General features: G+C 60.2%; 20 protein-coding genes. 6 read left to right on the top strand and 14 right to left on the bottom strand.

The features are described from left to right. Nucleotides 1–13: 13 nt before the first annotated feature. The 4 genes from lpxK to KW840_RS02740 form a co-directional block, all read right to left on the bottom strand. Nucleotides 14–1,024, bottom strand: coding sequence for a tetraacyldisaccharide 4'-kinase (gene lpxK / locus KW840_RS02755; protein ID WP_218494397.1), 1,011 nt, complete (start codon nt 1,022–1,024; stop codon nt 14–16). Further along, on the bottom strand, nt 1,024–1,452 hold the full coding sequence (locus tag KW840_RS02750) for a biopolymer transporter ExbD (RefSeq protein WP_057713701.1): 429 nt from the start codon (nt 1,450–1,452) through the stop codon (nt 1,024–1,026). Before KW840_RS02750 ends, lpxK begins: the two co-directional genes overlap by 1 nt. Beyond that, the gene (locus tag KW840_RS02745) at nt 1,449–2,084 is read right to left on the bottom strand and encodes a MotA/TolQ/ExbB proton channel family protein (protein WP_057713700.1); all 636 of its coding nucleotides are present in this window, start codon (nt 2,082–2,084) and stop codon (nt 1,449–1,451) included. Before KW840_RS02745 ends, KW840_RS02750 begins: the two co-directional genes overlap by 4 nt. A 98-nt stretch (nt 2,085–2,182) precedes the next feature. Continuing rightward, nucleotides 2,183–4,417, bottom strand: a complete 2,235-nt coding sequence (locus KW840_RS02740) for a DNA internalization-related competence protein ComEC/Rec2 (protein ID WP_218494396.1) — start codon at nt 4,415–4,417, stop codon at nt 2,183–2,185. A gap of 135 nt (nt 4,418–4,552) precedes the next feature. Between KW840_RS02740 and KW840_RS02735 the strand changes: the two genes are divergently transcribed. Continuing rightward, the gene (locus tag KW840_RS02735; RefSeq protein ID WP_057713698.1) at nt 4,553–5,068 is read left to right on the top strand and encodes a DUF2062 domain-containing protein; all 516 of its coding nucleotides are present in this window, start codon (nt 4,553–4,555) and stop codon (nt 5,066–5,068) included. Nucleotides 5,069–5,219: 151 nt separating this feature from the next. Here KW840_RS02735 and KW840_RS02730 read toward each other — a convergent pair whose 3' ends face one another. The 4 genes from KW840_RS02730 to KW840_RS02715 all read right to left on the bottom strand — a co-directional run bounded on the left by KW840_RS02730 (nt 5,220) and on the right by KW840_RS02715 (nt 8,387). After that, complete coding sequence (locus tag KW840_RS02730; RefSeq protein WP_057713697.1) at nt 5,220–5,999, bottom strand: ABC transporter permease; 780 nt, start codon at nt 5,997–5,999, stop codon at nt 5,220–5,222. Continuing rightward, complete coding sequence (locus KW840_RS02725) at nt 5,996–6,928, bottom strand: ABC transporter ATP-binding protein (RefSeq protein ID WP_218494395.1); 933 nt, start codon at nt 6,926–6,928, stop codon at nt 5,996–5,998. The genes KW840_RS02730 and KW840_RS02725 overlap by 4 nt, the downstream gene beginning before the upstream one ends. A gap of 132 nt (nt 6,929–7,060) precedes the next feature. After that, nucleotides 7,061–7,684, bottom strand: coding sequence for a glutathione S-transferase family protein (locus tag KW840_RS02720; RefSeq protein ID WP_090457223.1), 624 nt, complete (start codon nt 7,682–7,684; stop codon nt 7,061–7,063). Nucleotides 7,685–7,727: 43 nt separating this feature from the next. Beyond that, nucleotides 7,728–8,387 carry a transglutaminase family protein gene (locus KW840_RS02715; protein ID WP_057713694.1) on the bottom strand — a complete coding sequence of 220 codons (660 nt, stop codon included), beginning with the start codon at nt 8,385–8,387 and terminating at the stop codon, nt 7,728–7,730. Nucleotides 8,388–8,636: 249 nt separating this feature from the next. Here KW840_RS02715 and KW840_RS02710 point away from each other — a divergent pair, with 249 nt between their 5' ends. From KW840_RS02710 to KW840_RS02690, 5 genes are all read left to right on the top strand, one after another. Beyond that, on the top strand, nt 8,637–11,084 hold the full coding sequence (locus KW840_RS02710) for an acyl-CoA dehydrogenase (protein WP_218494394.1): 2,448 nt from the start codon (nt 8,637–8,639) through the stop codon (nt 11,082–11,084). Nucleotides 11,085–11,158: 74 nt separating this feature from the next. Then, the gene (locus KW840_RS02705) at nt 11,159–11,566 is read left to right on the top strand and encodes a PA2817 family protein (RefSeq protein WP_007972361.1); all 408 of its coding nucleotides are present in this window, start codon (nt 11,159–11,161) and stop codon (nt 11,564–11,566) included. 595 nt (nt 11,567–12,161) lie between these two features. Beyond that, nucleotides 12,162–13,385, top strand: a complete 1,224-nt coding sequence (locus KW840_RS02700; protein ID WP_218494393.1) for a type II and III secretion system protein family protein — start codon at nt 12,162–12,164, stop codon at nt 13,383–13,385. A gap of 119 nt (nt 13,386–13,504) precedes the next feature. Further along, a complete protein-coding gene (locus tag KW840_RS02695; protein WP_218494392.1) occupies nt 13,505–14,218 on the top strand; it encodes a tetratricopeptide repeat protein in 714 nt (237 codons plus the stop codon). Between the two features lie 18 nt (nt 14,219–14,236). Beyond that, a complete protein-coding gene (locus KW840_RS02690; protein ID WP_218494391.1) occupies nt 14,237–14,506 on the top strand; it encodes a DUF3613 domain-containing protein in 270 nt (89 codons plus the stop codon). Between the two features lie 287 nt (nt 14,507–14,793). Here the strand turns inward: KW840_RS02690 and KW840_RS02685 are convergent, their stop codons facing one another. The 6 genes from KW840_RS02685 to KW840_RS02660 are packed head-to-tail and all read right to left on the bottom strand — an operon-like array spanning nt 14,794 to nt 20,402. After that, nucleotides 14,794–15,756, bottom strand: coding sequence for a type II secretion system F family protein (locus tag KW840_RS02685; RefSeq protein ID WP_218494390.1), 963 nt, complete (start codon nt 15,754–15,756; stop codon nt 14,794–14,796). 29 nt (nt 15,757–15,785) lie between these two features. Next, the gene (locus KW840_RS02680; RefSeq protein ID WP_218494389.1) at nt 15,786–16,772 is read right to left on the bottom strand and encodes a type II secretion system F family protein; all 987 of its coding nucleotides are present in this window, start codon (nt 16,770–16,772) and stop codon (nt 15,786–15,788) included. Beyond that, nucleotides 16,769–18,211, bottom strand: a complete 1,443-nt coding sequence (locus KW840_RS02675; RefSeq protein WP_218494388.1) for a CpaF family protein — start codon at nt 18,209–18,211, stop codon at nt 16,769–16,771. Before KW840_RS02675 ends, KW840_RS02680 begins: the two co-directional genes overlap by 4 nt. 3 nt (nt 18,212–18,214) lie before the next feature. After that, nucleotides 18,215–19,435, bottom strand: a complete 1,221-nt coding sequence (locus tag KW840_RS02670) for an AAA family ATPase (RefSeq protein ID WP_218494387.1) — start codon at nt 19,433–19,435, stop codon at nt 18,215–18,217. After that, nucleotides 19,429–19,923 carry a TadE/TadG family type IV pilus assembly protein gene (locus KW840_RS02665; RefSeq protein WP_218494386.1) on the bottom strand — a complete coding sequence of 165 codons (495 nt, stop codon included), beginning with the start codon at nt 19,921–19,923 and terminating at the stop codon, nt 19,429–19,431. Before KW840_RS02665 ends, KW840_RS02670 begins: the two co-directional genes overlap by 7 nt. Further along, the gene (locus tag KW840_RS02660; RefSeq protein WP_218494385.1) at nt 19,923–20,402 is read right to left on the bottom strand and encodes a TadE/TadG family type IV pilus assembly protein; all 480 of its coding nucleotides are present in this window, start codon (nt 20,400–20,402) and stop codon (nt 19,923–19,925) included. The genes KW840_RS02665 and KW840_RS02660 overlap by 1 nt, the downstream gene beginning before the upstream one ends. Between the last annotated feature and the right edge of the window lie 6 nt (nt 20,403–20,408).

Raw genomic sequence — 20,408 nt, 5'->3', positions numbered from 1 at the left:
GGAAAAAACGGAGTTAAGGCAACAAACGAGCCGGCAGCAGGCGCATCAACTGCGTGTCGAACCAGGCCACGAAGGCCGGCGACGGCACAGCATCGACCGCCAGATACCACCAGTCGGCGGCGGCAAAGGCACGGCATTTCACCGCGTCCTTTTCCGTCATCACCAACGGCAATGACGGCATGAAATTCAACGCCTCCACGCTGTATTCGGCGTGGTCGGCAAACGCATGTGGAACCGGCTGCCAGTGTAGCGTTTCGAGGGTCTTGAAGAAACGTTGTGGATTGCCGATGCCGGCCACCGCGTGCACGGCCTGGCCTGCGCCAAAGTGGTCGAGGGGACGACGTTCGCCGCTGCGCAGGTTGACCAGCGCGGTGGGTTGCAACTGGAAGGCAAATCCATCATCGCGGTCGGCCACGGCACCGTTGTAGAGGACCGCGTCGACGCTTTGCAGGCGCTCGACCGGCTCACGCAATGGCCCGGCAGGCAGGCAACGGCGATTGCCCAGGCCACGGGCAGCGTCGATCAGCACCAGTTCCAGGTCACGGGCAATGCGGTAGTGCTGCATGCCGTCGTCGGACAGGATCAGGTCCAGCGGCTCACTGGCCAACAAGGTTTTGACGGCGTTGCTGCGATTGGGGTCGATCATCAGCGGGACGCCCGTGCGCTGGACGATCAGCAACGGCTCGTCACCGGTGACGTCGGCGCTTTGCTCGGCCTCGACTCGCCATGGCAGTTGCGGCGGTTTGGCGCCGTAGCCGCGGCTGACCACGCCGACCCGCAGGCCGCTGCGCTGGCAGTGCTCGATCATCCACAGAATCAGCGGTGTCTTGCCGGTGCCACCCACGGTGATGTTGCCGACCACGATCAGCGGCACCGGTGGCTGATAGATCTCGCCCTCTCCGGCCAGAAAGCGCTTGCGCTTGTTCATGACCACGCGCCGGTACAGCCATTCCAGCGGCTGCAACAGTTTCAGGGCCGGATGACCTGCGTACCACGCGGCGAGCAATCGATCGGACATGGCCATCAGGACGCGGGGGGCGCCGCTTCGACAGTGGTCATGCGCAAATGGCTGAAACCGAGCTTGCCGGCCGCATCCATGGCGGTGATGACGGACTGATGCTGTGTCTTGCCATCAGCGCTGATCGACAGTGGCCGGTTGGTGTCGCCATTGGCTTCCTTTTGCAGCGCGTCCATCAGCGAAGCCAGGTCGCTTTTCGGCAGGATCTGGTTATTCACCGAGAACACGCCGTCGGCACTGATGGCGATGTCCAGAGGCTTGTTCTGATCGTCGGCCGGCGCGCCGCTGACCGCTTCCGGCAGATCGACGCGCAGCTGGGTTTCACGGGTGAAGGTGGTGGTCACAACAAAAAACAGCAGCAGGATGAACACCACGTCGATCAGCGACGCGAGGTTGATGTCCACCGTTTCCCGTGGTTTGCGGCGGAATTTCACGCTTTGCTCCCGGCCAGGTCCACATCGCGGTCGCCCTGCACTACCTCGACCAGTTTGATCGCTTCCTGCTCCATCCCTACCACCAGTTCATCGATCCGGCGTTGCAGGAATCGATGGAAGAATACCGCCGGGATACCAACCATCAAACCGGCAGCCGTGGTGATCAGGGCCTTGGAAATACCACCGGCCAGTACCGAGGCGTTGGTGGTCATGCCTGAGCCTGTGAACGCGCTGAAAATATCGATCATGCCCAGCACGGTACCGAGCAAGCCCAGCAACGGGGCCATGGCAGCAATGGTGCCCAGGGCGTTGACGTAGCGTTCGAGCTCATGGATGACCCGTTGAGCGGCCTCTTCGATGCACTCCTTCATGATCTCGCGACCATGCTTGGAGTTGGCCAGGCCGGCCGCCAGGATCTCGCCCAAAGGCGAATTGGCGCGCAGTTCCTTGAGCTTTTCCTTATTGAGCTGTTTGTCCTTGATCCAGACCCATACCTGCCCGAGCAAGTGCTCCGGGGTCACGCGGCTGGCCCGCAGGGTCCACAGACGCTCGGCAACGATCGCCATGGCCGCGATGGAACTCAAAATGATCGGCAGCATCATCCAGCCGCCGGATTTGACCAATTCCCACACAGTGACAGCCCCCTCGAAAAAGTGCGCCACTCTAACATAGGGGGTGGACGCACCGAAGACCGTGATGTCGCATCCGGTCGGGCTTTGATAACGCTCGGTTATGGGTTCAAGGGCGGCGGATCGCGCCAGAAACGCCGTTCCTGGCGCAATGACCACGGCGGCTCGAAGCGTCCCAGTTGCAGACGAATGGCACCCTGTTCGACGCTGTCGTAGATCGCCATTCCACGTTTTTGATAACGCGCGATGACCGTGGGATGCGGATGGCCAAACGAATTGCCCTGCCCGCGGGAGATCAGCGCACCTTTGGGTTGCAGGACATCCAGGAGGGCATTGGACGACGAGCTGCGACTGCCGTGGTGTGGCGCCTGCAGCCAATCGGTGGGCCGGGCCAACGGACTGTCCAGCAGGGCTCTCTCGGCGGCGGCATCGATGTCACCACTCAACAGCAGCCGTTCGCCATTGGCCTCGATCAGCAAGACACAAGAGTTCTGGTTGCTATCGCCGGCCAATGGCCAGTGCCAAAGCTGGAAATCGACTTCATCCCAGGTCCATCGCCGACCGCTCTCACATCTCCCGGCCTGCAGTTGCGCAGGCAAGTCTGACGGTTCACCACTGACCACCTGTTTCACCGGCAACCCCCTGGCAATCGCCGGGGCACCGCCGGCATGATCGGCGTGGGCGTGGCTGATCAGCATCAGGTCTATGCCCTTCACCCCCAGTTTGCGCAATGCCGGCAGCACCACCCGTTCCCCCTGGTCGAGTTCTCCGAAACGCGGTCCGGCGTCATACAGCAACGTGTGATGCCGGGTGCGCACCAGGATCGCCAGGCCTTGACCGACATCCAGTTGCCAGACTTCCGCCATGCCCTCCTGCAACATCGGCCTGGGCGAAAAAACCAGCATCAACAGCATGGGCCACCCTAACGGGCGCATCGGCAAGCCTCGCGGCAGCAAGAGCAAAAAGGCGCCAATAGCACCGATTGCCCAGGCCCATAGCGGGACTGCCGCGGGCACCCACGCAGGAACCTGACCGGAGACGACCCCCAATCCGCTGAACCAACCGTCGATCAGACCGCCCGCCAGCCACAGCAATTTCTCACCCACATAAGGCACCGGCAGCAACAGCGTCCCGAGCAACGCCGGTGGCAATACCACCAGACTGATCCAGGGCACCGCAAACAAATTGGCCAGCGGCCCGCTCAGACTGATGGGCAACCCCAGTGCCAATAACAACGGGCACAGCCCGATTGCAATCAGCCACTGGGCACGGGTCCAGGTCTGCCACCAACGCCACGGCCCCAAACGTCCGCCGAAGGTCAATATCAAGACTGCCACGGCCGCGAAAGACAGCCAGAAACCAGGCTGGAGACTCGCCAGCGGCGCCAGCAGCAAAATGCCGTTGAGTGCCAACAACAGTGGCCACCACGCACCGAGATGACGGAACCGCAGACGCCACAACAATACCAGACCAATCATCAAGCAGGCCCGTCGCACCGGTACCTCGAAACCGGCCAGCATCCCGTAACCGAGCGCAGCGGCGAATGCCAGGCCACACGCCCAGGGCAGCCATGGCAGACGGTTCGGCCATAACCCAAAGCGGGCCAGGCCGGCGATCAGCAGATACACGACGCCCGCCAGCAATCCGATGTGCTGCCCGGAAATCACCAACAGATGAACCGTGCCGGTGTCCTGCAATACCTGCCAGTCTTCGCGACTCAACCCGGCGCCGTCCCCGAGCACCAACGCCGTCAACGCGCCGTTTCGCCCTTGGGCATCCACCGCCAGCAAACGCTGACGGATTGCATCGCGCCAGGCCCACTGGGCTGGCGCAAGGCGTTCGCCCTGCTTGATCGTCCCGGTCGCCCCGATGCGTTGTGCCAGCAACCAGGCCTGGTAGTCGAAGGCCTGCGGATTGAGCAGCCCGACCGGACGCTTCAACTTGACTGCCAGGCGCCAGCGCTCGCCACTGTTCACCGGCGGCCCGCCATACCAGGCCAGACGCATTTGCTGCGGCAGCCGGGTACGTCGGGACTGGATGTCGGTCAACTCGAAACGCACGACACCGTCGTCATGCCGGGGCAAGCCAGTGACCCGCCCTTCGACCCAACGGGTTTCTCCGTCCAGCGCCGGCGGTAACCGGTCATCCAGCGCCCATTGCGCATTCGCGCAGGCCCAACTCAAGCCGAACAAGTAAAACGCCACCGGATAAGTCCTGAACGGCAGCAACATCAAACCCGCCACCGGCATCGCCAGCCATAACCAGACCGGCGGTAATGCCGGTAAAAAACGCAAGGTCAAAAGACCCAACGCCAGCGCCATCATCCCTGTGCGCATAAGCCCGTCCTTGAAAGTCCCCTTCAAGGCTTAGCCCGCTCGTCGCATGGGCGCCGTCAATAATTGTCACAAAATCTGAATAGGCAGTTCATGGAATCCAGACATACTTGCCGCCCTGACCGACCGAGAAGCCTTATGCCCCGGCGCTTATTCAAACGCTACATGCCAGACCCGATGAGCATCAGGGAACACAAGTCCTTACGCTTTCTCGGCACGCTGTTGCATGACCCGAACCTGTGGCACCTCAACCGCCACTCCGTTGCCCGCGCCATGGCGGTGGGGCTGTTCGCCGCGTTCCTGCCGATCCCGCTACAGATGCTGCTGGCGGCAATCCTCGCCATCATCGTGCGCGGCAACATGCCGATTGCCGTGAGCCTGGTCTGGCTGACCAACCCGATCACCATGCCCGCCGTGTTCTTCTGCACGTACCAGACCGGCGCCTGGCTGATGGACGTTCCCGCACGGCAGTTGCCGGACTCACTGAACTGGGAATGGATTACGGGTGAAATCTCGACCTTGTGGCAACCGTTTCTGTTGGGCTCAGTGGTAACGGGGCTGGTACTCGGCGCACTGGCCTACTTCCTGGTGATGATGTATTGGCGCTGGTGGGTGGCCAGGCAGTGGAAGCGGCGCAAGAAGAGCCGGATGTGAGAATGCAAAACGGCCTCCACTTGGGAGGCCGTTTTTTTTTTGTCCGGGCTGACGCCATCGCGAGCAGGCTCGCTCCCACATTCAATCTACGCGGCGAACAAGATCCCCTGTGGGAGCGAGCTTGCTCGCGATGCAGGCGACGCGGTATTCCTTAAGTCCGCATCCCGCGCCCGCTGACCAGCAACCTTGCACTACCGAAATACAGCACCGCGGTCGCAACCAGCATGAAGGCGATGGCCACGCTGATGCGGATATCCGATACGCCAAGGATGCCGTAGCGGAACGCGTTGACCATGTGCAGCACCGGGTTGGCCAAGGACACGGTCTGCCAGAACGGTGGCAGCAAGGTGATCGAGTAGAAGACCCCGCCCAGGTAGGTCAGTGGCGTCAGCACGAAAGTCGGGATGATCGAAATGTCATCGAAGTTGCGCGCAAACACGGCGTTGATGAAGCCCAGCAACGAGAAGATGGTCGCGGTCAGCACCACCACCAGAATGGTCACGCCCAGGTGATGCACCTGCAAATGGGTGAAGAACAGCGACAGCAGGGTCACGATGATCCCCACCATCAGGCCACGCAGCACGCCGCCCAGGGTATAGCCAATCAGAATGGTGTGCGGCGACAACGGCGAGACCATCAATTCTTCAATGGACCGCTGGAACTTGCTGCCGAAGAAACTCGACACCACGTTGCCGTAGGAGTTGGTGATCACCGACATCATGATCAGCCCCGGCACGATGTACTCCATGTAAGTGAAGCCACCCATGTCGCCGATCTGCCGACCGATCAGATTACCGAAGATCACGAAGTACAGGACCATGGTGATGGCCGGCGGCAGCAGGGTCTGGGGCCAGATCCGGGTGAAACGCCGGACTTCACGGTAAACGATGGTGTTGAGGGCAACGAGGTTGGGGCGCAGCTCGGAACTCATACCGCCACCTTCGACAGATTTTTCTCCACCAGGGACACGAACAACTCCTCAAGGCGATTGGTTTTGTTACGCAGGCTCAGCACTTCGATGTTCTGCTGCGCCAACTGGGTGAACAGCGCGGTGATGCCCATGGACTTTTCCACCTGGACTTCCAGGGTGTGGCTGTCGATCAGCCGGGACGGATAGCCGAGCAACTGCGGCGCAGCTGGCAGGTCGCCCTTGAGGTCCAAGAGGAAGGTTTCTACATGCAACTGGCTGAGCAACTGCCGCATGCTGGTGTTCTCGACGATGGTGCCGTGGTCGATGATGCCGATGTTGCGGCACAGCTGCTCAGCCTCTTCCAGATAGTGGGTCGTGAGGATGATGGTGATGCCTTTCTCGTTCAGCTCGGTGAGGAAGCTCCACATCGAGCGACGCAGCTCGATGTCCACCCCGGCGGTCGGCTCGTCGAGGATCAGCAGACGCGGTTCATGAACCAGCGCGCGGGCGATCATCAGGCGACGCTTCATACCGCCGGACAGCGAGCGCGATGGCACGTCCTTCTTGTCCCACAGACCGAGCTGGGTCAGGTACTGTTCGGCGCGTTCCTTGGCGATTTTCGCCGGGATGCCGTAGTAGCCGGCCTGGGTCACGACGATGTCGAAGGTCTTTTCGAACTGGTTGAAGTTGAATTCCTGAGGCACCACGCCGATGGAGCGCTTGAGCTGCGCAGGATTCCTGTCCAGGTCGTGACCGAAGATGTTCACCGTGCCGCTGGTCTTGTTCACCAGGGTCGAGAGAATGCCGATGGTCGTGGACTTGCCGGCGCCGTTCGGGCCGAGCAAGGCGAAAAAGTCACCTTCGGCGACATCCAGATCGATACCACTCAGGGCCTGGAAACCGTTGCCGTAGGTTTTGGTTAGCTGCCGGATGGACAGAGCGGAACTCATATCTGATTTACGCACCAAGATGGGAAGAAAAGGATAAGTATGGGCGGCGGCGAACAAAACAACCGCAGCGGAGTGGCACAATGGTGCTTGTCGCCGCCACACAAGTACAGTCAAGCGTGTCGATAGTGAGTATTAAGTCAACGCGGTCATGACCGCCTTTTGATACGCCGGACGCTGCTTCAACCGGCCATACCAGGCCTGCAGATGCGGTTGTGGCGCACGTTCGATCGGCATCTCGAACCAGGCATAAATGAAACTGCCCAGGGGAATATCGCCCATGCCGATCTCGTCTCCGGACAGGTAGGGCTTGTTCGCCAACGCCTGATCGGCCATTGCCAGCAGCGTGTCGCACTCCTTGATCGCCGCCTTGATGGCGGGCCAGTCCTGCTGGTCTGCCGGGGTACGCAGCACACCCCAGAACACGGTACGGAACGGGCCGGCAAAGCTTGAGGTGGTCCAGTCCATCCACTTGTCGGCAGTGGCCCGGGCCTTGGGACTATTCGGGTACCAGGCCGTGCCGTCGGCATGCAAGGCCATCAGGTAACGCACGATGGCGTTGGACTCCCACAACACAAAACCGTCGTCTTCAATGACAGGCACGCGACCATTGGGATTCATGGCGCGGTATTCGGGTGTATCGACGACACCAAAGGCGCCACCGGCATCGATCGCCTCGTAGGCCAGTCCCAGTTCTTCGGCGGCCCACAATGGTTTTCTGACATTCGACGAGTTTTTCCGACCCCAGATCTTCAGCATGACCGCCTCTTTTTCGGTAAGTGGGCAGGCAGCATACGCCGGATCAGGCGCGACTCAAATCGCTCTGCATGTCGCCCAATAGTGGTTGCTGTTGCTCACCGAACAGGTGCGGATAGCACTTTTCCAGGTGTTCGAAAAAGAACGCTTCAGGTACGTCGGCGAACTGGCCGTGATCGACCAGGTACTCCATCAGCTTCGCGCCATCGCGGTTGAAGGGATGAAAAACGCTGTCGTTGATCCCGTCGAATTCCAGCGGCGCCACATTGAACAGGTCGCAGAGTTTGCGGTTGAACGCGGGTGTTGCCTTGACCCAGCGATCCTGCAAGTAAAACTCGGTGTAGCCGTGCATGGCGAACATGTCGCTCTTGAGCAATTCGAGCAGCCGTGGCGTCGACAAATGATTGCGCACATCCGCCAGGCCGATCCGCGCGGGAATCCCGCAATGCCGCGCTGCACCTGCCAGCAACGTGGCCTTGGGCACGCAATAACTCTCCCCGGCCGCCAGCGCATAACTGCCGCGCAGGGTCTGCGGGTCGCGACTGAACGTGTACGGGTTGTAGCGCACCGCTTCGCGCACGGCGTAATAGAGACTGATCGCCTGCTCCAGCGGATCGCGACTGGCGCCACGGTGCTTTTCGGCGAACTCCACCACGGACGGATGGTCACTATCGATGAAGCGGCCGGGACTCAGATACTCGCGCATGAAAATAATCTCCTGGGGAAGCCCCGAGTCTAGCGAGAGCTTCAGCACAGAGATAACGACGTTTCGGCCAAACATGGCCGCTTTGCCGCTCGCTCAATGAACGTATTTCCCACGTGTGCGGCCCATTTGTCGCACGAAAATCATCCGGGGTTTCCCACGATTCGAATCACATCGCTCCAACCAGCCTGTTTCGCGGATGCCGTCTAAGCTCTGTGGGCTGGTTCGCCCTGGTTTCACGGAGGAATGAATATGCTGTTGTTGTGGATACTGGTTTTGCTGGTCGGGATTGCTTATTTGGCCCACCGCCGCATCGCCCCGCTGCCCGCCTTGGTCATCGTGGCCATCTATGTTGTGGCCATGGGCGCTTTCAGCCGCGCACCGGGCTGGCTGCTGCTGGTTTTCTGGGTGTTGATCGCCGCCGTCGCCGCGCCTTTGCTGCTGCCCGACCTGCGCCGCAAACTGTTCAGCGCGCCGATGTTCAACTGGTTCCAGAAAACCCTGCCGCCGATGTCGCAAACCGAACGCGATGCCATCGACGCTGGCACGGTCTGGTGGGACGGCGAACTGTTCAGTGGCCGTCCGGACTGGAGCAAGCTGCTGTCCTATCCCAAGGCGCAATTGAATGAAGAGGAACAGGCCTTCATCGACGGGCCGACCGAAACACTCTGCGCCATGGTCAGTGAATGGCAGCTCGGTCAAACCATGGACCTGCCGCCGCAAGCCTGGACATTCATCAAGGACAACGGCTTTTTCGCCCTGATCATCCCCAAGGAGTTTGGCGGCAAGGGCTTCTCCGCCTATGCCCACTCGCAAGTGGCGATGAAACTGGCGAGCCACAGCGGCGACCTTGCCTCAACCGTGATGGTCCCCAATTCCCTCGGCCCGGCCGAACTGTTGCTGCATTACGGCACCGACGAACAACGCAATCATTACCTGCCTCGCCTGGCGCGCGGCGACGACATCCCGTGTTTTGCCCTGACCGGTCCGCTGGCCGGCTCCGACGCCGGCGGCATGCCGGACTCTGGAGTGATCTGCAAAGGTGAATGGGAGGGCCAGGAAGTCCTGGGCCTGCGCCTGAACTGGGAAAAACGCTACATCACCCTCGGTCCGGTGGCCACCCTCCTCGGCCTGGCCTTCAAGGCCTACGATCCGGATCATCTGCTGGGTGACAAGGAAGACCTGGGCATCAGCCTGGCACTGATTCCGACCGACATCGCCGGTGTCGAGATCGGCCGCCGGCATCTGCCGTTGGGCGCGGCATTCATGAATGGCCCGAACTCGGGCAAGGACGTGTTCGTCCCGCTGGAGTTCCTCATCGGCGGCCAGGAGATGCTCGGCAAAGGCTGGATGATGCTGATGAACTGCCTGTCGGTCGGGCGTTCGATTTCCCTGCCGGCGGTGGGCACCGGCATGGCCAAGTTCACTAGTCTGGTAACGGGCCAATACGCTCAGGTTCGCGAGCAGTTCAATGTGCCGATTGCCTCGTTCGAAGGCATCCAGGAAGCCATGGCCCGCATTGGCGGCAACGCCTGGATGATGGACGCCGCCCGCATGCTGACCGCCAATGCAGTCGATCTGGGCGAGAAACCGTCGGTGCTGTCGGCAATTCTCAAGTACCACCTGACCGAACGCGCCCGCGACTGCATCAGCGACGCCATGGATGTGCACGGCGGCAAGGCGATCATCATGGGGCCGAACAACTACCTCGGCCGCAAATGGAACGGTGCGCCGATTTTCATCACCGTCGAAGGCGCGAACATTCTCTCGCGCAACCTGATGATCTTCGGCCAGGGCGCGATTCGCTGCCATCCGTTCGTGCTCAAGGAAATGGCCCTCGCCGGCCGTGAAGACAAGGATCAGGCGCTCAGAGAATTCGATGACCTGCTGCTCAAGCACATCGGTTTTGCCGTGGGCAACGCCGCCAGTACGCTGGTGCTCAATCTCGGTTTCGGGCATCTGGAACACACCCCGGGCGACAAACTCAGCCAGGGTTATTTCCGCGCACTCAACCGTCAGGCCGCTGCTTTCGCCCTGCTCGCCGACCTGAGCATGATGTTGCTGGGCGGCGCACTGAAACGCCGCGAACGCCTGTCCGCACGGCTAGGCGACGTATTGAGCAACCTTTACCTGGCGTCCGCCGCGCTCAAGCGCTACAACGACCTTGACTCACCGCAGTACATGACACCACTGCTGACCTGGGCCATGGAAGAAAGCCTGGGCCAGGCGGAACGGGCGATGGATGAACTGCTGAGCAACTTCCCGAACAAAGTCGTGGGCTGTGTGTTGCGAGTGATCGTGTTCCCGTTCGGGCGCCGGCACAAAGGGCCATCGGACAAACTCGGCGCCGAAGTCGCAGGGGTGATCGGCCGCGCCAAGGGCGACCCGGCACTGGAAGAAGTGCTCCTGGGGTGCTACCGCCCGCAAGCGAGCGACGATCCGGTCGGTGCACTGCAACACGCCTGCAATCTGTTGAGCACCGCACAGCCGCTGCAGAAAAAACTGCATATGGCACTCAAAAGTGGCCAGGTCAAACCGGTGGCCGGCGAGTCGGTGATCGATGCCGCCCTCGAGGCTGGCGTATTGCAGCCGGTGGAGGCCCAAACCCTGCGAGAAGCCGAAGTGGCTCGGCGCAAGGTGATCGATGTCGATGACTTTGACCAAGAGGCCTTGGCACTGGCCAAGGGAAAAGTCCGCTGATCCCCTCAAACATGTAAAAACGGGCGCGGGCGCTTTATACTCCCGCGCCCGTTTTGCTCTTGAGGACTTATCTCGTGTCCAACATCGTTGCCGATCATCTCGTTTTACTCGACCACCTGCGCAGCATCCTGGTCGCCGTAGGTGAGGCCGAGCAGGTTCCCGACGAAAGTCATGCCTTGTTCCTTGAGCGCTTCGACGAACTGCTTGCGTTACTGCCTGTCGACCCGATCGAAAGCCAGTACCTGGGCCAGGACATCCTGTGCCAGGTCATCACTCGCTACCCGCAAATCGCTCACCTGGTCCCGCGCGACCTGCTGTGGTATTTCGCCGGCGACTGCCTGCACTACATGCCCGATGATGAAATCGACCTGTATCAGGCACTGGAAGAGCGCCGCTTCGAAGCCGAACAGAACGACGAGCCCTTCGATTGGAACCAGGAAAAGCAGCTGCTGGCGCTGTCGAACCAGGACAGCAAGCACTGATTATCAATCAGTGATGCCAAAGGCCCGCATGCTTGAGCATGCGGGCCTTTTTTTTCCTTCAGCGCACCCCGTCAACTTCAGGCAACCGCACTGTGCTGCGACCTTTTCCGCAGCGTCCGCCTGCCTAGCTCCAGCCTTTGCACCAATAGTTTTCTCTCTATCTCATGGCACTTTGGTTTGATTGAACTACCTTCAAACTACAAGAAGTCATAACGGCTCGAGTTTTCACGTTAGCTTCAGTGATCAGATAGCGGATTGGCAAAAGGAGTTACCTCACCATGATCCTGGCAGGCGTTTTCCGGCTCTGTACCTGCATTGCCGATGACTTTCCGGGGGGACCAGGTCGAACCATAGGCGCGAGTATCGCTCCGACAGGCAGTCCAGGTCACCGGATCACTGAAAACCGTTTCAGCAATGGTCGCTCGCTATCCAGCCAGATCAGCGAATTGCGCCCGCTCATGTGTAGCACGCAAGGAATAACGCCAAGGCCGTGGATAAGTGGTCTGGCGCATTGGGAGAGGTAGTCCGGTCCCCGTGAGTGATCCGAGACAACTTAGTCAGCCTGAAGATGGCCTATCCAGCGAGGATGTCCTTAATGAGCTTTCGTACCGAGCCCGCTTTCAAGCGAATTATCCATGGCCTGTTCTGGATGGGCCTCAGCGTGGATGCGGCTCAGGCCGCGCCGGCCAATTGTTCACAACTGGACAATTGGCCGACAACGTACGAGGTCGGTCAGGGGCTGCAGAATGAACTGCGCAGCCCCGTTCCGGTGACGCAACTGGCGGTGGGTGACCCGAAAATTGCCGACGTGCAGCCCAGCGGCAGCAGCGCGTTCATACTCACGGGCATTGCGCCGGGGACCACCAGCCTGATGGTCTGGACCGCCTGTTCGAAAACGCCACGCCAAAGCATGGTGTTCGTCAAGGGTAGAGCCACATCGGCGCTGACCAGTGTGCCGTCGGTGCCCTCCGACGACCCGTTGCTGCCGAGCCAGGTGCAGACCGATATCCGCTTCGTTGAAGTCAGCCGGACCAAACTCAAGGAAGCCTCCGCCTCGATTTTCGGCGTCCGTGGCAACTGGCTGTTCGGCTCGCCGAGAACCTTGCCCACCATCGGCGGCATTGTCACGCCGTCAATACCGGTGAACAACGACAACTTCAACCTCACGTTTGCTACCGGCAGTACCCTGGTGGCGCTCAATGCGCTGGAGGGCAGCGGCTTCGCCTACACCCTGGCGCGGCCAAGCCTGGTAGCGCTCAGCGGGCAGAGTGCGAGCTTCCTGGCCGGCGGTGAAATACCGATTCCGGTGCCCAGTTCAGGCAGCGATAACGTGTCCATCGAGTACAAGGAATTCGGTATCCGCCTGACCCTGACGCCGACCATCGTCGGGAAAAACCGTATCGCGCTGAAGGTGGCGCCGGAAGTCAGTGAACTGGATTTCACCAACGCCGTGAGCATCGCCGGTACGGTCGTCCCGGCCCTGAACGTGCGCCGGACCGATACCAGCATCTCCCTGGCTGATGGCGAAAGCTTCGTCATCAGCGGCCTGATCAGCTCCCGCAACAACTCCCAGGTAAACAAGTTTCCGGGGCTGGGCGATATCCCGGTTCTGGGCGCGTTTTTCCGCGACAACACCATCAACCGTGAAGAGCGCGAACTGCTGATGATCGTTACCCCGCATCTGGTCCAGCCACTGGCTGCCAATGCACAACTACCGTCATTGCCTGGCGAACAGCTACGCAATTACGACCCGAACTTCTACCGCATGTTTTTCCTGGAAAATGGCGACTTCGACAGTCGCAGCGGGCTCTCGCAATGAACCGGAGCCTGAACCAGACTTGTCTCGCCCTCACGCGTAGCGGTGACTTTGAACACTTGCCGGGCCAGCCTTATTGCCATTGGCCAGGCGTTCAACGTGTTGCAGCCAGGGGACCTTCGATGAAAGCAGTCATTGCAATAGCGGCGACATTAATGCTCGCAGGTTGTGCCAGCAATGGTCTGTCTTCGCGACCGGCCAGCTGTGCCAAGCCCGATTCGGAGCAAGAACTGGCCCTGAACCTGGCCGACAACATGGCCGACGAAGGCCGTTTGTATGCCAGCCTGGCGAATCTGGAAGGATTGCCCGATAACCTGGTCCAGGTTCGCCTGCGCAAGGCTCGGGTACTGCGCCTGATGGGGCGTAGCGGCGACGCGCAGCCGTTGTACGAAGGCTTGCTCGGCACCTGTCTGGCGGCTGAAGGGGAACATGGCCTGGGCCAGTTGGCCGCAGCCAAGAATGACAACGCCAGCGCTGCCACTCACCTTGAGCGTGCGGTGAAGATGGCCCCCACCGACGACAGAATGCGAAATGACCTGGGGGTCGTCTACCTCAATCAGCGACGGATCCCCGAAGCACGCTTTGAGTTCATGACAGCCATGGAGCTCAAGCAGGCAAACACACTGGCGGCACTCAACATGGTGACGTTGCTGATCTATCAGGATAACTGGAAGGCGGCAGCCGAACTCGTGACCCGCGCCGACTTGAGCCCCAAGCAAGTCGTAGAGGCTCAAACCCGCGCGGAAAAACTCAAGACCTCCGCCAAAAAAGTGGTGGCTACCGATGGGAATCGCAAGACTGAGGTAGCCGATGCCTCTACCAGTGCGAACAAGTAGAACGTACGAGGAGTCGAGATGAATACCAAAAGGCTGTTGATCGTGTGCACGGCTTGCCTGTCAACCACTGCCTGGGCCATTGAGCCGGGCCCTTCTTCGCCGTATCAACAAGGTACCGAACAGTGGTTGCAGCTGCAGATTCGCGGTGTGGTTGCCTCCCCTCACCTGCAAACCGCTTCGGCTACCGAACGTGACCTGGCCATGCAGCGCTGGCTCAATAGCTTCAACTACCCGATTCCGGAATTTTATGACCAGGATTCAGCGGGACAAATGACCATCGGCAACTGAGGCCTATCGATGGGTGATCAGCCTCTGGTGTCGTCCAGAGTAGCCTGGCTGCAAAGCCGGGCTTGATGTCGTGTGCAGGAAAGCAGTGGTATCTACACATTATCCAATCCTTATCAAATTACTCCCGAAGCTGCCGCAGGCTGCGATCTTCTGAATTAAAGGCCCAGGCAACGAATTGCCTGCCAGAAAAATCAAAAGATCGCAGCCTGCGGGAGATGTGTAGATCAAGTTCAGATCAGGCTTGGGTGACAAGGCCATCGCGCTCGACAGGCTCCGGCCGTTTTACCTCACCCGAATGCTTTGAGTACTCCGATCATGGCGGGGCCGATAGCGACCAGAAAGAAGCTCGGCCATAGACAGAAAATCAGCGGAAATACCAGCTTGGTACCGATTTTCGCCCCCATCTCTTCGGCGGCCTGCGTACGCCGGTCGCGAAACTCATCAGCATAGATGCGCAAGGTGTCGGCCACGCTGGTACCGAAGCGGATACTTTGTGCCAACAGACTGACCAACCCTTGCACGTCATCCAGGCCAGTGCGTAAGGCCAGTTGCTTGAGCGCCTCGGTACTGGAAATGCCCGCACGGATTTGCGCATTGACCAGGGCCAGTTCTTCAGCCAGTTCGACCTGACTGACCGACATCTCCTCAGCCACCCGTTCGATCGTCGTGGGCAGGGCCAGGCCTGACTCCACGCACACCACCATCAGATCCAGCGCATCCGGAAACGCAGCACGCAGCCGACCTTGTCGCAACTGCTTGCGCTTGGCGACATACAGCGCTGGCACCAGCCATCCGATACCGGTCACCAAGACCACCAACAGTAGCCCCATGACCAGGGAAACCTTGGGAATCATCGGCAACAGCAGCAACGCAATACCGAACAACAACAGCGGCAACATCAAGCGTACCGCCCAGTACATCTGCACCGCCGACGAGGAGCGGTATCCCGCATGCATCAACAGGGTCTGGGTGACGGACGTCTGAGCCGATTCGGCTGAGGCAAAGCGCTGGCCGACCCGCTCAAGCAACAGTTGCAGGTTACCTGGAGCGTCCTGTCCGGTCGTGTTGCCTAAATGACCACGCTTGATCAGCGCCAGACGACGCTGCACCGGATCCTGAAGCCCCATCATCAGCAAGATCACGGCGACAACCGCAAGCACCGTACTCAAACCGATCACGGCGAGGAACAACAGACGCGCCATCTCCTCGTTTGCCGTGACCCGACTGAACAACCCGAGTAAAAAGTCCATGAACTGTACCTCTCGGTAGCGAATAGCGCTTAAACCTGAATCCGGATGATTTTGCGTATCCAGAAAATCCCGATCAACATGGCGCAGAACGCCCCGATGATCAGCTTGCGGCCCATGGGATCATTGATCAGCACAGGCATGTAACTGGGGGTGGTGAGTATGATCGCGATCGCCAGCACGAAGGGAATCGCCACCAGCACCCAGGCCGACATGCGCCCTTCCGCCGACAGGGTTTTGACTTTGCGCTGAAAGCGGAAGCGCCCGCGGATCAGCCGACTCAGACGTTCCAGCACTTCTGTCAGATTACCGCCGGTCTCGCGATGGATGAGGATCGAGGTCACCAGCATCATCACCGTCATGCTCGGCATCCTCTCCAGCAAGCCGAGCATGGCCCGGCGTACATCGTTGCCATAGTTGATATCGGAGAAAGTCAGGCCAAACTCATGAGCCACCGGCCCCTTGTGCTCCTCGCCCACCAGACGCAGGGTTTCGTTGAATGGGTGCCCAGCGCGCAAGGCGCGGCACATGGCATCCAGCGCGTCCGGCAGGCCTTCCTCGAACGCAGCGAAACGCTTGCCACGGTCACGAGAGATTTTCAGTATGGGTAACCAGAAGACCGCCACCCCCACCACCAGCGCCATCCACCAGACTGACGAGACCATCCAGATCAAAATACCCGCCCAGACACCCAGCACCAGCCCGAGCAGCAATACCCGATAGGCCCGGTACTCGTGCCCGGACTGCTCGATCATTTGCGTCAGTGTTTCCATAAAAGGCAACTGCTCAAGCATGGCCTCCAGTGGCGACAAACGCGTCAAGTACTTCTGCCTCAATACCGTTTGCATGTTGGGCAAATTATTGGCTTTCTCCAGTACGTGCAGGCGACCGCGGATGCGCTTGCGCATCTTGCCGGCCTCGCCGAATACCGGCACCGCCACCCCCTGGGACAGGAGGAAGACGGCGATAAACACCATGCCGAGGAACATCAAAATGAATTCACCGGGAATCTGGTTCATGGCTGCCGAGCCTCCATCCACTCAGGCCTGAACATCGTCAGCGGCAACTCGATGCCGCGCTTGGCCAGCACATCGCGAAAGGCGGGGATCATGCCGCTGGGCCGATAATCACCCAGCACTTCGCCATTTTCACCCATGCCATGGCGCGCGAAGGAGAAAATTTCGGTCATGGTGATGATCTCCCCTTCCATGCCGTTGATCTCCTGCACGCTGACCAGGCGGCGCTTGCCGTCCTCCTGGCGTTCCAGCTGGATCACCACATCGATGGCCGAAGCGATCTGCTGACGCATGGCCTTGATCGGGAAGGTCGCCCCGGTCATCGACACCATATTCTCGACCCGCCCCAACGCATCGCGCGCGGTGTTGGCATGGATCGTGGTCAACGAGCCATCGTGGCCGGTGTTCATGGCTGTCAGCATGTCCAGCGCCTCGGTGCCGCGCACTTCGCCGATCACAATACGGTCCGGACGCATCCGCAGGCTGTTGCGCACCAACTCCCGCTGACTCACCTCGCCACGCCCCTCGATGTTCGAAGGCCGGGTTTCCAGGCGCACCACGTGGGGCTGCTGCAGTTGCAATTCGGCCGAGTCTTCGATGGTGACGATGCGCTCGTTGTGCGGAATGAAACTGGACAGCACATTGAGCATGGTGGTCTTGCCGCTGCCGGTACCACCGGAAATCAGCACGTTCAAGCGCCCACGGACAATCGCCTTGAGCAGCAGGGCAATGGCCGGGGTTAACGTCCCCACCTGGATCAGGCTGTCGGTATTGAGCAGGTCCACCGCAAAGCGCCGGATCGATATGCTCGGACCGTCGATGGCCAGCGGCGGGATAATCGCGTTGACCCGCGAACCGTCCTTGAGCCGGGCGTCCACCAAGGGCGACGACTCATCGATACGCCGGCCCAGGCTGGAGACGATGCGGTCGATGATGTTCAGTAAATGCTGATCATCGCGAAAGCGTACATCGGTGCGTTGCAGTTTGCCGAAGCGCTCGACATAGACCGAGGCATGACCGTTGACCAGAATGTCGGACACGCTGTGGTCAGCCAGCAAGGGTTCCAGAGGGCCAAGGCCGAGCACCTCGTCGGTGATCTGCTTGATGATCAATTGGCGGCTGGAAGTACTCACCGGTGCCGAATGCTCATCGAGCAGGCGCTGGCAAATATCGCGAATCTGCCGTGCGGCCTCAGCCTGTTCAAGGGTGTCCAGCAAGGACAGGTCCATGACCTTGAGCAACTGCTGGTAGATCTTTTCTCGCCACTCGGCTTCCACCGGGGTGACCTGACTTCTGGTTTCGTAAAGAACGTCCGGCGTTGCACGCTCCCACGCCATTATTTCCTCAGCCGGATCCGGCAGGTCGTCACCCGGCTGGCTAGCCGGCGATGAGGCGGGTTTAGCGGACTGTTTGCGCAAGCGGTTACGAAAGTCGCTGATCATGGGTCACCCCCCGAAAAAACGGTTGAAGGCGCGTTTGAACACACCTTTTTTTCCAGCCATCTGGTTGCCGACCAAGTCGTCGGCCACGTTGCGCAGGGCAACGGTGATCGCCGCCTTCGGCGCATGCAGCTCCAACGGCACGCCAGTGTTCTGACTCTGGCTGACCAGGTTGAAGTCGTTGGGTAATTTCGACAGGTTCGTGCTGCGCAGCGCCTCGCCGATATCCTTGAGGCTGACCGCTGCCGTCTTGTCATAGCGGTTGACCACTATCTGCAACTGATCTCCACGCACACCCAAGTCTTCGCGAAGAATCCGCACCAGAGAGCTGGCATCGCGCAAATGGCTGACGCTCTGCTGCACCACCACGTACACCCGATCCACCTGTTCCAGCACGGAGCCGGTGAGGTGGTCGATTTGCCGCGGCAGATCGATCACTACCCAGTCATAGCTGGCGCGGGCCAATTGCAACAAGGTATCAAGTTGCTCGGGCTGGGCATCCTGCGGCAGGCACAGCTCGCCGGCCCGCCCACCCAGCACATGCAAGGTCGGGCTGAAGTGGCTGCAAAAACCGCGTAACGCGACGCTGTCCATGCCGTCGATCTGGTGCAACACCTCCAGATGACTGTGCGACTGCGCCACATCCAGGTAATGCGTCACGCTGCCAAATTGCAGGTCCATGTCCAGCAACAGAGTACAGCCACCCTTCATACTGAGCTGCTGGGCCAGGTTGCAGGCCAGCATGGTGCCGCCGGATCCGCCCTTGGCGCTGATCACGGCGAGCAATTTCCCTACTGTCCCGCTGCCGGTTCGAACCTCCATGACCAGCCGATTCAAGGCGGCGACCAGTTCCGTCTCGGCGACGGGCTCCGGCAGCACGTCACGGGCGCCGGCCTGCATCGCCAGGCGCATGCCTTCCTGTTCGCTCAGCAGACCGCACACCAACATCGGTGGGCGCTCATGGGCCGGGCGCTGCAACAGTGCCGCCAGCTCCTCGCGCCACAGGTGGCTGACGCGCAACAGCAACAGATCGGGCATCCGGTCCAGGCCGTAGAGCGGGTCGACATGCCCATTGCTCACCAGCCGAGTACTCACCTCCAGGCTGGGCATGCGTTGGCAGACGCCTTGCAGGTCGCGCAACGACGTGGCATCACGGCTGCTGATCAGCAACCTGAGCCCGGCTTTGCCGGTAGAACTGGCGAGTGGGGTGTCCTTGGTATTCAGCATGGCGTGATCTCCCCGGAATCGGAATGACGCCCGAGGCTTTCGCGTGGCAACGTTGCCCTGAATGTAGGCAAGGTAATGGGCACGCCGAACCCGGGAATGAACAGATTGAAAACGAAGTTTTGCAGGCTCAACCGGACATAGCGGATTGCACGAAAACCATTGACGCTGACCAGATCAGCGGGGTTGGCCACCTGTGCACCGTTTACATCCAGGTAGGTCAACGTCAGGTGAGTGGTGGCCAGATCGCCGATCAGCTGGCTATTACCTGCATTGCCCGCGGCATTGAAGATCGCCCGCCGCAACACCACCGGATCGCTGATATTGCATACCGCCGCCAGGCGCGTACCACGCCGTACGGCTTCATCCAGCGCATTGACCGTGAGGTACAGGCGGCCCATTTCCACTACGCCGAACAACAGCGTGAACACCAACAGACCAATGACGGCGAACTCCACCACATAGGTGCCGCGCATGTGTTTGCGATTCATCACAGTGCCCTCATCACGGTAGTGGCGACCAGCGGAATGCCCAGTGCAATCTGATTACCAAAAAAACCGGGAAGCGCTCCGGCGCAATTGCCAGCGCCAATCACCGGGCAAAACGTGTAAGTGATGGTGACCCGAACATGGTCGGTGCCCACCGCGGCAACGACCACGTTGCCAGTCGTCAACCCTGACACCACAGCGGTCCCGGTGTTGGCCGGCACGCCATACACCGCAACGTTTTTCGTCTGGGTCAGTAGCGTACTGCTCAGAGCGACCGCACCCAGCGTCGAGTTCCAGGCCTGGCTGGCGACGAAACGGTCGGCATCGCGACTGGCCTGCAGCAACAAGTTGTACTGATAGAACATGCGGCCGAACTCACCGAAGGCCAGTAACATCAACAGCAACACCGGCAGGACCAGGGTGAATTCCACCAAGGCCAGGCCTTGCTGGCACTGCCGATGTTTAAATCCATGAAGTCTCATGACGCC

The sequence above is a fragment of the Pseudomonas sp. PDM30 genome (assembly GCF_019218985.1).
Taxonomy (GTDB): domain Bacteria; phylum Pseudomonadota; class Gammaproteobacteria; order Pseudomonadales; family Pseudomonadaceae; genus Aquipseudomonas; species Aquipseudomonas jessenii.
Note: the sequence above shows the minus strand (reverse complement) of the source record. Positions and strands in the feature narration are given on the sequence as shown.